Genomic DNA, 13,350 nt, shown 5'->3' on the forward strand with positions numbered 1-13,350 from the left:
TCCAGTTTCGGAATCATGACCGCCCCCGCGCAGGTCGCCTACGATGACGTCCTGCGGGTCTGGCGTGAGGCGGACGGCATCCCGCAGATCGAGCACGCCTGGCTGTTCGACCACCTCATGCCGCTCGGCGGCGACCCCAACGGGCCCACCTTCGAGGGCTGGACACTGCTGTCCGCCCTCGCGGCCCAAACCGAGCGGTTGCGGCTCGGGGTGATGGTCACCAGCAACAGGTTCCGCCCACCGGCCATGCTGGCCAAGATCGCCGCCACTGTCGATGCCGTCTCCGGCGGCCGGCTCGAGTTCGGTATCGGCGCGGGCTCTCGCCCCGACGTGCCACTGGCCCGGCGTGAGTACGCAGCTCACGGCCTTCCCTTCCACGATGCCGCCCACGCGGTCGGAAGCCTCGCCGAGGCGTGCACGATCATCCGCAGACTATGGACCGAAACCGCACCATTCGACTTCCACGGCGAGTACCACCAGCTGACCGGCGCGTTCTGTAGTCCCAAACCCGTCCAGCATCCCCGCCCCCCGATCACGGTCGGCGGCCAGGCCACCCGGACGCTGCGCGTGGTTGCCGAACATGCGGACCGGTGGAACATGCCCGGAGGCACCATCGACAAGGCGATCGAGCGCAGCGCCACCCTCGACCGGCTGTGCGAAGAGACCGGCCGTAACCCGGCTGAGATCACCCGATCCATCGTCCTGCCCGTCTCCTACGATCGCCCTCAGCACACCCGCCACACCATCCGCGCGGCGCTCGATGGCGGGTTCAGCCACATCGTGCTCGGACTGGGCGCGCCCTACCCGACCGGCGTCGCACGCTGGGTTGCCGACACCATCATCGCCCCCCTCTCCGACAAGATCATCGCCCCCTGAACCGAGGAATCGCCGATGGCCAGGACACACCCACCGCTCGACCCCGAGCTCGCCGCAGTGCTGACGGTCGTACACGAACACCTATCACCGACCATTACCGCCGAGGACATCGAGGAACTGCGGGCCAACCCCGTATTCGCGGTCCCGGACGAGGTCCTGACGCGCAATGGGACGCTCCAACTGCGGAACCTGTCCGTACCCGGCCCGGCGGGCGCTCCGGAGGTTTCGCTCCTCGTCCTCAAGCCGGTGGGTCTGGCGCCAGGAGCGCCCATCCTCTACTACATGCACGGCGGCGGCATGATCATCGGCAACAACCGCACCGTAGCCGGCGGCGTGCTGGACTGGGCCGTCAACATCGGCGCCATCGTGGTGTCGGTGGAGTACCGCCTGGCACCGGAGCACCCCGACCCGGCGCCGATCGAGGACTGCTACGCGGGTCTGCTGGGGACCCATGGACTCGCGACGGAGATAGGCGGTGACCCGAACCGCATCGTCGTCACCGGAGCGAGCGCCGGCGGCGGGCTCGCGGCCGGCGTGGCGCTTCTCGCACGCGACCGCGGTGGCCCTGAGCTGCTGGGTCAATTGCTCATGTGCCCGATGCTCGACGACCGGTTCCTCACACCGAGCAGCCAGGAACTGGATGGCGAGGGCCTCTGGGACACCACCAGCAACATGACCGGATGGAACGCGTTGCTCGGCGAACGCAGAGGTGGCAGCGACGTCAGCATCTACACGGCGCCTGCGAGGGCGACCGACCTGGCCGGCTCGCCCAGCTCCTTCATCGACGTCGGCTCTGTCGAGACCTTCCGCGACGAGGACATTGATTACGCCGCTCGGCTGCTCCAGGCCGGTGTCCAGACCGAGTTGCACGTGTGGCCGGGCGGTTTCCACGGGTTCGACGGCATCGCGCCACAAGCCGCGCTGTCGCAGACCGCATCGGCGACCCGCAGCGCCTGGGTCAGGCGACTCTTGGCCGCGGGCTGACAAGCAGCAGGACGACGTGATCTGCGCGTGAGCACCTGGAGATGGGGGGCCAGACCATCCCGATGTCGGCCGGCACGTCCGGCCGCTCGCTGGGCCTGCTGGGCGCGGCGACCAACGCGCCGACCGACGGCAGCGGGGTCTCGGGCACGGTGCCCGTCACGTACACCGACGGCACGTCGTCGAAGGCGACGGCCGCCTTCTCGGACTGGACGCTCAACGACGGATCCAGTAAGCCGTCGGCATGGTCGCGCAGGTGCTGAGTGGTGCGCGTCAGGAAGGGATAGTCGGCCGGGTCGAGTTCTTCCCAGCGTTGGCGTGATGTAGTAGAAGATCGCGGTGGAGACCGCGAAATGCCGTGCGACCGGCAGTCGGGTTCGTGCGACCAGGGTGCCGATGCGGTCGAGCAGGCGCAGCGCGTTCGTCAGCGTGGGCGGTGCGGAGACGTGGGACGCCGCCCACGGGTGCCGGTCAGGGGCGTCGAAGACGGCGACGGCAAGCGCACGCAGCCCGGAGCCGGCGTCTTCCTCAGGGCTCGCGTGCGCGGCGAAGGCGTGGCCGAGCACCTGATCGGCGGCCAGGGCGACCAGTTCGTCCTTGATCGACACGTGCCAGTACAGCGCGCCGGGCTCGTCGTGCATGGCAAGCCACTTCCGGACAGGTCCGGCGAGTTCGAAACCGCGGGCGTTGCCGCGCAGGTGCAGGCCGAGTCCGCCCCAGTTGCCCGCAGACAGCAGCGGCACGCTGATGCGCGACAAGTCGGGCCTGCGGCTGCGGGGGGTAGGGGCCCCTGGATTCGGTCACATGCCCGGATCCAGGGGCCACCACGACAGGTGCGGCTGTTCCGGCCGACCGCGGGGCACTGCTCCCAGGAGGCGCCCGAGTGGTGTCCGTCAGAAGACGGCCAGCGGGTTGACCGGGACGCCGGTCAGTCCGTGGATGCGTGGGGGCGCCACCACGAACAGGAAGGCGTAGCGGTTCAACTCCGTGCATACGGCGGCCAGTTCCTCCACCTCCGCCACGTCGATCAGGGGCATGCCCAGCAGTGGCAGAGCGACGCGGTGCAGCGGTGCGGGTGCGGCCTTTTCCAGGGGTGGGTAGGCGTCGCCGAGGTCGCCGGCGTACAGGGATACGCCGCGCTGGTGCATCCACCGCACCGCGTCCAGCGTGACGCCCGGCAGCGGTTTCTCGAAGTCGATGACACCGGCCCATCCGCCGCGCAGCACCAGGGCGTCCCCGGATTCCAGCCGTACGCCCTGGCGGGCCTTGGCCGCCTCGAAGTCCTCCGGGGTGATCGGGTGCGCCGCGGGCAGCGGGCCGTCGAACGCCAGGTCGAGCAGGACGCCCCGGGTGGAGATGCCGGCGGCGAACGCCGCGGTGGAACCGTGCCGTACGCCGGCCGGTGTCACGCTCTCGGCGAGGGGATGTCCCGGGTAGACCTTGCCGTCCAGAACCTGGTGCCCGAGGGCGTCGATGTGGGTCGAGCTCACGTGATGGTTGGTCACCAGGATCATGTCCACGGTCGCGGGCACGTCCCCGGCGTACTGCATGATCTGCTGGACCGGCGAGCTGTCGCGGGCGAGGGGCGCGAAGGGCCCGCTGACGAACGGCGTCGGCCGGATCGGCCGGGCCAGCGACACCGTTCGTCCGGTACGGGCTTGTGCGGCACCCCTGGCCCGGGCCTCCTCGGTGATCAGGTTGAGCGTGCCCAGTTCGTCGTCCGCGCCCCATCGGCCCCAGTTGCTCGGCAGTTCTTGGTCGTTGGTCATGTCGGTGATGTCCTCTCTCTGTCGTCTTGCCCGTGGTGGTGGGATCGGGGGAGGGGCCGGTCGCCCCCCCTGCGTGTGTGCGTCGCCGGGAGGTGAGCACTCCGATCAGGTCACTGCCGACAAGCGGCAGGTCCTGTTCGCCGAGGTCGTGCCAGGCGTTGGCGCGACCGAGCCGGTCGAGCCGGGCGCAGGCACCGGCGGGAGGGTCCCGCTCGTCCCGCGGTCACCGCTGCTCGAGCCGGCCGCCTCTCTACGGGCCTGTCGGCGGCGGTCGGCGCGGGGTCGCTTCTGCGAGCGGTGCCGTTCCTGGCGGAGCGCCAAAATGGAAGCGCAGGACGGTTCGGCGCACGAGCAGAAAGCGGAGCGATGCTCCATATGCTATACGGAGCGCGGCTCCGTTGTGCAGGGGGCCGCCGCACCAACTCCAACTCGCGTCGGGCGGTCTGCCCCGGTGTGCGGCGACGACGTGGGGTGTGGTGTCCAAGATGCCGCCCAGGGCCCCCGTTCGCCGGCCTCGGCGCCGGTGAGCGCGAACAGGACCGGCGGCGCGGCCGGTTCGGTGTCACTGAACGCGGGCGCGATCGGGCAGTCCAGGGGGATCGTCTGCTGGCGGTTGGAGCCCAGGCGCGTCGGGACGGCGGTGACCCGACGCGGTTGGGCGAGGGATCCGAGGTTTCCTGTGACGGTTGCCGCTGCGCGCCCCTGATCTCCGCAGCCTGCCGGTCGGGGAGCCGCCATGACACTTGATGTCGTCGAGTCAAGCCGACAGCGATCCTGATCGTCAGCGCGCACTGGGAATCGGCGCCGCTCAGCCTGTCGGCGACGGGCCCGGGCACGCCGTTGGTCTACGACTTCGGGGGCTTCGCCCAGCGCTACTTCCAGATGACCTACGAGAGACCGGACGCCGGCGCACTGGCCGCCAGGGGCGCGGCCTCAATGCCGGACAGCGAACCGGTCCACCAACACGCCAGCCGCGGCCTGGACCACGGCGCGTGGGTCCCGCTGAAGACCATGTACTCCTACGGCGACGTACCGGTCCTGAAGACCTCGTAGCGGCCGTCGGCGGACCCCAGGACCCGGCGCGGGATGCCGAGTTCGAAGGGATAGACGCCGTCGAGGGCGAGGACGACGACCTTGTGGGCGCCAGACCGCGGGTTCGGGTCCGGCTCGGCAGCGCTGTCGGCGAGGTCAGGGGCCCTGGGGGCGCAACGGACGCGCCACGGGCGTCGGGAACGGCAGGGTCGACAGGCGTGGCGCGAATGTATCGGAAGCTGACCTTCTTGCCATCGCCCGGGGCCGGACCATACGGCCAGGATCGAGGCATGACTTCTCCAGACATCGCTGAGAACCTCAATTCCCCGAACCCTGCTGCCCCGGACGGCGCCCCCGTAATGCTCGCCCTGCACCAGACGGTCCTCGGCGGCCCTGAGGTTCTGCATCTGACCGAGCTTCCGCGGCCCACGCCCGGCATTGGGGAGATCCTCGTCGCCGTGCACGCGGCCGGATTCAACCCCACGGACTTCATGCACCGCGCGCTGAGTCTCTTCCTGCCGCCCCCGCCGCTGACCCTCGGTTGGGACGTCTCCGGCACCGTGGTGGAGACCGGCCACGGCGTCACCCTCTTCCAGCCCGGTGACGAGGTCTTCGGCATGCTCCCTTATCCGTACGGGGCCGGCTCCCACGCCGAGTACGTGACCGGCCCCACCCGCGCCTTCGCCGCCAAGCCCGCCGGGATCGACCACGTCCAGGCGGCCGCGCTGCCGCTGGCCGCGCTCACCGCCTGGCAGGCCCTCGTCGAGACCGCGGGCCTCCGGGCCGGGCAGCGGGTGCTGATCCACGCCGCGGCCGGCGGTGTCGGCCATCTCGCCGTACAGATCGCCAAGGAGCGCGGGGCCCACGTCACCGGGACGGCGAGCGCCCCCAAGCACGACTTCCTGCGCGAGCTCGGCGCGGATGCCTGCATCGATCACCGCTCCGAGGACTTCACCGACACCGACGAGCGCTACGACGTCGTCCTCGACGCCCTCGGCGGGGAGAACGCCATCCGTTCCGTGAGCGTGCTCCGCCCCGGCGGCACCCTCGTCACCCTGCTGCCGGGCGCCGAAGACACCCGGGTTGTCGCGGAGAAGGCACAGGTCCGCGCCGTCCACCTGGCCGTTGAACACGACCATGCCGGGATGCGCGCCATCGCCGAACTCGTCGAGCGGGGCAGGCTCCGCGCCCATGTCTCCGGCACCTTCCCGCTCGCCGAAGGAGCCCGGGCCCACGTCCTGGGGGAGACGGGCCGCACCACGGGCAAGCTGGTCATCACCGTGCGCTGAGGCGGGATGCCCCGAGGGCGCGCCGGGCCGCGGCACAGGGCGGTCGTCCCTCGGAGGCGAGGGGAAGCCGCACGGTGAACGAGGCACTTCAACGAGTGGCCCCGGCCGTGGGGCAGTCCCGTACGAAGGTCGTGTACTCCTTCGGCCGCGAGGACCAGCTCGACCGGGCCGCGATCTCCCGCCTCGTCATCGCCTTGTCCCGGCTGCTGGACCCCGCTGCCGCGCTGACGGCAACCGCCGACGTCGAGCTCGCCCTCACCGGGCCCAGCCCGGTTGGCGGCGTGCACTTCTGGACGGCCTGTGGCGCCGGCTCGGCCTGGACTCCGTGATGCGACCGTGATGCGACGTGCACATCGACGGGTTCCGCGCCTTCGGCAAGTCCACAAAAGGTCATGAGACGTTACCGAGAAGGGTTCACTCATCGGCGTCGATCCCCGGACGCGGTCTTATGGTGCGTCGACCGCGGGCCAGTTCTTCTCGATCACCTGCAACGCCTTGGTCATGATCGATCCGCCGACCGCGACAGCCAGGTCGGCGTCGCGGTCCTCGTAGGCCTCGACGAGCCGGGAGTAGTCCCGAAACGAGATCTCGGTACGGCCGGGCACCGCAAGGCCGAACCGCCGCAGACGATATGTACGCAGACCGAGCGACTCGATGAGCGGTCCGACTGATCTGTTGGGGCAGATCTCGGCTTCGATCCACCGAAAGTCGACGGTGCCGTAGAAGTAGTCAAGTGCGTCGCCGGTGTGCACGGCGAGCTTCATCCTGCGCAAGGGCGCATGGAGGCGAGCGATCGCCTCATCGGGTGCTGCCTGCACGATGCTTCGGCTGATAACGGCGTAGAGACTTGCCCGGATCTGGTAGATGTCTCGGATCTCGGGCAGCGTCAAGGAGGCGACCCGTGGACGCCGCCGAGGCTCGATGGCTACGAGTCCTTCACGCTGAAGCAGACCGAGGGCTTGGCGTACCGGCGTCCGACTCGTCTTGAACCGCTGGCCCACCTCGACCGAGGTGAGCGGGTAGTCGGCAGGCAACGTGCCCTCGATGATCTCGGTCGCGAGCACCGTGACCATGCGGCGGACGAGAGCCCCCTGTCCCTCGAGACCCATGGCTCGGGACAGCGCTTGGGTGATGAACGTCGGCTCTTCTGCCGCCTCAGTCATGTCGGGCTCCCTCATGCGCCTAACCCTAGAGGTTCGTGCCGGTGTTAGCCGCTGGCGCTCGCCACCGGGGGTAAGTGGCGCCAGTATGGCGCTTGACGGAGCGATCCTCGCCAATTTAGCCTCCGGTTGGCCGCAAAGTGGCGCCAGATTGGGAGAACGGATGACGAACAACGCCGATGTAGGGATCGAGAGGATCCGGGAAGTCCTCCCCGAGATCTCACGGATCGAGGATGCGAAGCTCTCCGATGCGGTCGCGCGGATCTGGCTGCGGGCCTGGAGGTCAAGTGCCTGGGCGGAGCTGGCCTCCGTGCCGAAGAGCGTGGACCTTCCCGCGAAGCGGACCCTGGTGACGCACACCAGTGCCGTCGCGCGGATCGCCGGCCACATGGTCGACGTACTGGCCCCGGCCCACGGGCTGACCATCAGCAAGGACCGGACCCTGGCGATCGCCCTGCTGCATGACGTCTCGAAGGTCGCCGAGTTCGAGCAGTCACCGAGCGGAGCGCGGGCCTCCCGTGCCGGGCGGCTGTACCAGCACGGGTTCCTTGGGGCTCACTGGATGGAGGACGAAGGACTCGATGAGGAGTTGGTCCACGGCGTGCTCGCCCACACGCCCGTGTCCGCGGTGGTTCCCCAGACGCACGAGGCCGTGATCGTTCATTACGCGGATTTCGCCGACTCGGACGTTCAGTTGCTCGATGCCGGGCAGCGACTGTTCTGCAAGAGGCGGGCATGAGCGCCGAGGCCGGCTCGCGCCGGTTGCCCGCGGGCGCCCTGATCTGCTTCGCACGCAGCGCCTTCGAATGCGTCGGAATGCGGTCCGCCGATGCGCAGATCATGGCCGCTTCGCTGGTCGAGGCCGATGTCATGGGGGTGAGTACGCACGGTCTCAACCGTCTTGAGTCTTATCTCGGTCAGCTCCGGGCGGGGCAGGTCGAGGTCCGCCCCATTGAAGCGACCGTCAAGGAGGGGCCCGCTTCTGTGCTGATCGATGCCGGTGGTGGGCTCGGGGCGCCCGTCGGTATCCGCACGGTCGAGGCACTGATATCGAAGGCCCGATCCTGTGGGGTGGCACTCGGCGCTGTGCGCAAGGTCGCCCACTTCGGGGCAGCCGGGTTCTACACCCGTCACGCCGCCCGATCGGGCTTCCTCGCCGTCGCGGCGAGCAGCTCGTCCGCGTCGGTGGTGCCCTTCGGCGGTCGCGGTCCACGCATCGGGAACAGCCCGATCTCCTTCGCCACCCCTGGCGTCGAGCATCCCGAGCTCGTGATGGACATGGCGCTGTCAACCACATCGCGCGGGCGCATCAAGCTGGCGGCCGATAAGGGGGAGGACCTTCCAGAAGGATGGGCCGTCGACTCCTCGGGGGCGCCGACGACCGATCCCGAGGCAGCACTTGCCGGCGGGGTCCTGCCCAGCGGCGGCCATAAGGGGTCCGCACTCTCCCTGATGGTCGAGATGCTCGCCTCGGGCCTCGCCGGAGCAAACCTCACACAGCAGATCAACCACGCCGGGTTCACCAGCGCGGCCGGCCGAGAAGCATCCAGCACCCTCGACGTGACCGTCGGCAACTTCTACCTCGTCATCGACGCCGACCTCTTCGGCGACGGCACCGGAGTCCGTGAGCGCGCCACTGCTATCGCGAACCACGTCCGCGCCAGCGAACCGGCGCTCCACGTCGACCAGGTCCTCGCGCCCGGCGACATCGAGGCCGCGAGGGCGGAGCAAGCGTCGCACGAGGGCGTGTCACTCAGCGAACGAACCCTCCAATCGCTGGCACGAGTTGCCGGCCAACTCGGGATCGACTTCCACCCGGATGACCCCAGAGTGGAGGAGTGAGATGTCCACAACAGCTCCTGGAGCACGTGGTAACCGATGGAAGACCATCGCCGCCGCATCCACCGGCAACTTCGCCGAGTGGTATGACTGGGGCATCTACGGCGTGGTCGCGACGCTCCTCGCCAAGGAGTTCTTCCCGAGCGGCAACGACGCACTGGCGCTGATCAGCGTCTATGCGCTCTTTGCGATCTCCTATCTGACGCGTCCGCTGGGGGCCGCGATCTTCGGTCACATCGGGGATTCGATCGGCAGGCGTCGCGCAATGGCGGGCACGATCACCATCACCTGCGGATCGACCGCTCTGATCGGTTGCATCCCCTCTTACCACGCCATCGGGATCGCCGCCCCGATCCTGCTCCTTCTCATCCGGCTCGCCCAGTCGCTCGGAACCGGCGGTGAACACTCCACATCGACCTCGCTGGTCTACGAGAGCACCCAGGACGGCCGGAAGGCCAGGGCGGTCGCGCTGCTCGCCGCCGGCACGTTCCTCGGCCTGCTCGCCGGGTCACTGCTCGCCACGGGACTGTCGGCGGTGCTCTCCGAGCACGCCTTCGAGGCGTGGGGCTGGCGTGTGCTGTTCTGGCTGTCCCTGCCGATGGGCGGGATCGGGTTGTACATGCGTCGACACACCGATGAGGGAGAGGAATTCACACAGGCCAAACGGCGACAGGGCGCAACCACGCAGGCACCGGCAGCTCCGCTGGTCGAGGCGCTCCGCACGCATTGGGCCCGAATGCTCCTCTTCATGGGATACCTCGGGACATGGACGATCGTCTCCGCCGTCCTGACCTCCTACCTCGCCACCTTCCTCCAGAAGAACGACGCGCTCTCCTCGACACAGGTCTACGCCGCAAACACATTCGCATCCGTCGTGGTGATCATCTGCGCCCTGCTCTTCGCCCCCCTCACCGACAGGATCGGCCTGCGCAACGCCTCGGTCCTCGCCAGCATCCTGGTCGCAGTCCTCGTGCTGCCCGGCTTCCTGCTCGCCGACCGCGGAGTCATCTGGGCATTCACGGGCGCCGGGCTCCTCGGCGCCAGCAAGGGAGTTCTCTCCGTCCCCTCACGTCTGGCGGTCAGCCAGATCTTCCCGGCCAACATCCGTGCCACAGCCGGCGGCCTGTCGTACAACACCGCGACATCAGTCCTCGGCGGCACTGCCCCGCTTCTTGCCGTCGCTCTCAATGACGCCTTCGGATCCAACCTGGTCTTCTGCTCCTACGTCATCTTCGCGGCACTGGTAACGCTCGCCATCTCACTGACGTCGGTCCGGCACTGGACCGCGGAGTCGGAGCAAGCTCCCAACGAGGCAAGCCGCGACACCCCTACCCCGGTGTGACCGACTGGCCGATGTTCCCCACCACATGGAGGACACCCTTGACCACCCCGAGTACATCAGACCTCTACGACACGTACGGTGATCAACTGCAAAGCTGCGACGTGCAGATGCGCCAGTTCGGTGGCACGACACACTTCAGCGGGGAGATCGCGACCTTCCGCTCCGAGGAGGACAACCTGATCCTCAAGTCCATCCTCGCCGAACCCGGCCACGGCCGCGTCATCGTCATCGATACCCGCGGATCACTGAGGGTCGCCATGCTGGGCGACAACATGGCCGCCGCCGCAGCCAGGAACGGCTGGGCCGGAATCATCGTGAACGGCTCCATCCGCGACGTCGCCGCGCTCCGAACGTTGCCCATCGGTATCAAGGCGCTCGGCAGCAACCCACGACGCAGCCGCAAAGAAGGCACCGGAGAGCGCGACATCCCCCTCACCTTCGGAGGAGTCACCTTTGTGCCAGGCCAACGACTGGTCAGCGACGAAGACGGAATCGTCATCCTCCCGGCGGGCGAGGTATTTTTGAGGTACGCGGATGGCGGCGGCTGACCGCTGCGGGGCGGGCGAAGCGTGAGCGAGCTGGAGGTGCCCAGCTCCTGGGCGCGTGGATCCTCGCTCAGGCCGATAGCGACGGTCCGTTCGAGCAGCTCGGCGGTCACGGGGCCGGGCGGTGCGCCGACGGCCCGGACCCGGAACACTAGGTTTTCTGCCGGTGTTTGGGTTTGAGTCATGGTTTAGCCTCATTGAGGCTACGCTGCGGAGAGCGTGGTGAGGTCTACTCGACGTCCGAATGAGGTAGTTGTGGACTTCGCGCTTCTCGGTCCTCTCGTCATCAACCTCGAGGGCCGTCAGTTGACCGTTCCGGCGGCGCGGCAGCGCGTTCTCCTTGCCGCGCTGCTGCTCAACGCCAACCGCGTCGTGTCCGCCGACCGCCTCTCGTACTTCGTGTGGGACGGATCTCCGCCGTCCAGTGCCTCGGCCACCCTGCGTACCTATGTGATGCGGCTGAGACAGGTACTCGGCCCCCGGGTGGGCCGGCGGATCGTGACCCGTTTCCCGGGATATCTCATTGAACTGGACGAGTGCGAAAGCGATCTCGGCCGGTTCGTCGCGCACCGCCGGGCGGGCGAATCCGCCATCGCCTCCGGCGACCTGGCCACCGGTGCCGAGGAACTGAACCGGGCACTGTCGCTGTGGCGGGACGAACCACTGCTGGACATCGCCTCGTCCACCCTGTGCGACGTCGAGGTGCGCCACCTCCAGGAGCTGCGCAGCCAGACCGTCGCCAAGTGGATCGACGTCGAGCTGGAACTCGGCCGGCACCACGGCATGCTTCCCGAGCTGTGGCGGCTGGTCCTCCAGAACCCGCTGGACGAACCGATGGCGGCCCGTCTGATGCTGGCCCTGTCCCGATCGGGCCAGCAGGCGGAGGCGCTCCAGGTCTTCCAGCGCAGCCGTGCCCTGCTGATCGACCAGTTGGGCGCCGAACCCGGGCCCGAGCTGAGACGCATGCAGCAGCGGGTGCTGAGGGACGACGAGCCGCGGCCCTCCGCCGGGCACGACAGGCTCCCGAGCGCCGCCCGGCCCTCCCGGAACCGGCCGCGGCCGGCGCAGCTGCCGGTCGCGCCCACGGCCTTCGCCGGCCGGGCCGACGAGGCCACGGCGCTCCGTTCCCTGGTGTGCTCACCGGCGTCGGACCCCGGCGGTGCGGTGATCGTGGCCCTCACCGGCGGGCCCGGCGTCGGCAAGAGCGCACTGGCCCTGCACCTGGCCCACGGCCTGCGCGACACATTCGAGGACGGCCAGCTCTTCGCCGAACTGCGGGACGCGGACGGGCGGCCGGTCTCTCCCGCCGACGTACTGGCCCGGTTCCTGACCGACCTGGGACTGCGCCGATCGGCCGTTCCGCACAGCCTGGTCGAACGGGCACATCTGTACCGGTCATTGATGGCCGACCGCAGGATGCTCGTCGTCCTCGACGACGCCCAGGACGCCGCCCAGGTCCGCAGCCTGATCCCGGGAAGCGGCGACAGCCGGCTGATCATCACCAGCCGCGGCCACCTCGCGGATCTGGAGGGGGCGTACACCTTCACGGTGCGGCCGCTCCCCGAGGCCGCCTCACTGGAGTTGCTGGGCGGCGTCGTCGGTCATCAGCGCGTGCGGGAGGAGCCGTTCGCGGCCCGGCGCATAGCCTCCGTCTGCGCCGGGCTGCCGCTGGCGCTCCGTATAGCCGGCGCGCGCTGTCTGGCCCGGGAGCAGTGGTCGCTCGACGACATGGCCGAACGGCTCACCTCATCCGGCCGATTACTCGACGAGTTACGCGTCGGCGATCTCACCGTGGGCACCGGGCTGCGCTCCCAGTACGCCGCGCTGCGCGCCCGCTCCGCCCACCCCGGCCCTCCGGCGGACCCGGCCCCCGACGCCGCCTTCCGCGCCCTGGGCGTCCTGGGCGCCGCCGATGTCAGCCCCGATCCGGTGGCCGTCATGCTGAACTGCCGGGTCCACCAGGCCCAGGACACCCTGGAACGGCTGGTCGACGCCCGGCTGCTGACCTCCCCGAGCCCCGGCCGGTACCACCTCGACGACCTGGTGCGGGCGCTGGCCCGGGAGGTGGCCGAGGCCGAGGCGCCACCGGTCGGCCGCGCCATTCTCCGCGAGCTGCTGACCTGGTACAGCCGGGTCTGCGAGCGGCTCAACCCCGATGTGCGGCCCGGCCCCCGGCCGCCGTCGTCGCGCACCGGCCGCACCCTCCCCGCCGTCGACGGCGACGAGTCCGCCGCGCGCTGGCTGGCCCGGCAGCGGGACTCCATCGTGGGCGCGGTGCTCGCGGGACGGCGTAGCGGGGTGGGTCACACCGCCGACCTGCTCGTCGCGGTCCTCGCCGATCTGAGGTCCGTCGAGGGCCTTCTCCCCGGCCTGGAAGCGGTTCTCGACAGCATCCTGAGCCGTGTCGGCGCCCGGACCGGACCCACGACGCGCGTTTTCCCCGAGAGCCATTTCTGGCGCCTTCACGACCCTGTTTCGCACCCCTGACGTCGTACGGACGCGGATTGGGTCAAGATG

Annotated in this window: 12 protein-coding genes and 2 pseudogenes; 11 read left to right on the plus strand and 3 right to left on the minus strand. The window is 69.4% G+C overall.

What is annotated here, in order from left to right; translation table 11 throughout:
• The first annotated feature begins 15 nt into the window (after nt 1–15).
• From ABD329_RS00955 to ABD329_RS00965, 3 genes are all read left to right on the plus strand, one after another.
• Nucleotides 16–876 carry an LLM class flavin-dependent oxidoreductase gene (locus tag ABD329_RS00955; RefSeq protein WP_198275542.1) on the plus strand — a complete coding sequence of 287 codons (861 nt, stop codon included), beginning with the start codon at nt 16–18 and terminating at the stop codon, nt 874–876.
• 15 nt (nt 877–891) lie between these two features.
• Nucleotides 892–1,860, plus strand: a complete 969-nt coding sequence (locus ABD329_RS00960; protein WP_198275543.1) for an alpha/beta hydrolase — start codon at nt 892–894, stop codon at nt 1,858–1,860.
• Between the two features lie 62 nt (nt 1,861–1,922).
• Nucleotides 1,923–2,120, plus strand: a complete 198-nt coding sequence (locus ABD329_RS00965) for a hypothetical protein (protein ID WP_246618206.1) — start codon at nt 1,923–1,925, stop codon at nt 2,118–2,120.
• A gap of 630 nt (nt 2,121–2,750) precedes the next feature.
• Here the strand turns inward: ABD329_RS00965 and ABD329_RS00970 are convergent.
• Nucleotides 2,751–3,626 (minus strand): cyclase family protein, encoded by an 876-nt coding sequence (locus ABD329_RS00970; protein ID WP_198275544.1) that lies wholly within the window; start codon nt 3,624–3,626, stop codon nt 2,751–2,753.
• 777 nt (nt 3,627–4,403) lie between these two features.
• Between ABD329_RS00970 and ABD329_RS00975 the strand changes: the two genes are divergently transcribed.
• Nucleotides 4,404–4,679, plus strand: coding sequence for a DODA-type extradiol aromatic ring-opening family dioxygenase (locus tag ABD329_RS00975; protein ID WP_309142625.1), 276 nt, complete (start codon nt 4,404–4,406; stop codon nt 4,677–4,679).
• Here ABD329_RS00975 and ABD329_RS48105 read toward each other — a convergent pair.
• A pseudogene (locus ABD329_RS48105) lies at nt 4,670–4,777 on the minus strand (AraC family transcriptional regulator); the annotation flags it as partial. The gene ABD329_RS00975 and the pseudogene ABD329_RS48105 sit on opposite strands and share 10 nt — an antisense overlap.
• Before the next feature lie 171 nt (nt 4,778–4,948).
• Here ABD329_RS48105 and ABD329_RS00985 point away from each other — a divergent pair.
• Both ABD329_RS00985 and ABD329_RS00990 read left to right on the plus strand, forming a co-directional pair.
• A complete protein-coding gene (locus tag ABD329_RS00985) occupies nt 4,949–5,947 on the plus strand; it encodes an NADP-dependent oxidoreductase (protein ID WP_246618207.1) in 999 nt (332 codons plus the stop codon).
• A 101-nt stretch (nt 5,948–6,048) separates the two neighbouring features.
• Nucleotides 6,049–6,278, plus strand: a pseudogene (locus ABD329_RS00990) (IS1634 family transposase); the annotation flags it as partial.
• 115 nt (nt 6,279–6,393) lie between these two features.
• On the opposite strand, the gene ABD329_RS00995 reads toward ABD329_RS00990, so the two are convergent.
• A complete protein-coding gene (locus ABD329_RS00995) occupies nt 6,394–7,110 on the minus strand; it encodes a GntR family transcriptional regulator (RefSeq protein ID WP_198275546.1) in 717 nt (238 codons plus the stop codon).
• A gap of 160 nt (nt 7,111–7,270) precedes the next feature.
• Here ABD329_RS00995 and ABD329_RS01000 point away from each other — a divergent pair, with 160 nt between their 5' ends.
• The 5 genes from ABD329_RS01000 to ABD329_RS01020 all read left to right on the plus strand — a co-directional run bounded on the left by ABD329_RS01000 (nt 7,271) and on the right by ABD329_RS01020 (nt 13,320).
• Nucleotides 7,271–7,846: an HD domain-containing protein gene (locus tag ABD329_RS01000; protein ID WP_344315781.1), complete on the plus strand. Its 576-nt coding sequence runs from the start codon at nt 7,271–7,273 to the stop codon at nt 7,844–7,846.
• Nucleotides 7,843–8,949, plus strand: a complete 1,107-nt coding sequence (locus ABD329_RS01005; RefSeq protein WP_198275548.1) for an Ldh family oxidoreductase — start codon at nt 7,843–7,845, stop codon at nt 8,947–8,949. The genes ABD329_RS01000 and ABD329_RS01005 overlap by 4 nt, the downstream gene beginning before the upstream one ends.
• Before the next feature lies 1 nt (nt 8,950).
• Nucleotides 8,951–10,288 (plus strand): MFS transporter, encoded by a 1,338-nt coding sequence (locus ABD329_RS01010; protein ID WP_198275549.1) that lies wholly within the window; start codon nt 8,951–8,953, stop codon nt 10,286–10,288.
• A 38-nt stretch (nt 10,289–10,326) separates the two neighbouring features.
• A complete protein-coding gene (rraA, locus tag ABD329_RS01015) occupies nt 10,327–10,836 on the plus strand; it encodes a ribonuclease E activity regulator RraA (RefSeq protein ID WP_344315782.1) in 510 nt (169 codons plus the stop codon).
• A gap of 252 nt (nt 10,837–11,088) precedes the next feature.
• Nucleotides 11,089–13,320 (plus strand): AfsR/SARP family transcriptional regulator, encoded by a 2,232-nt coding sequence (locus ABD329_RS01020; RefSeq protein ID WP_198275550.1) that lies wholly within the window; start codon nt 11,089–11,091, stop codon nt 13,318–13,320.
• The last annotated feature ends 30 nt before the right edge of the window (nt 13,321–13,350 follow it).

It is taken from the genome of Streptomyces javensis (assembly GCF_039525925.1).
GTDB classification, from domain to species: Bacteria; Actinomycetota; Actinomycetes; order Streptomycetales; family Streptomycetaceae; genus Streptomyces; species Streptomyces asiaticus.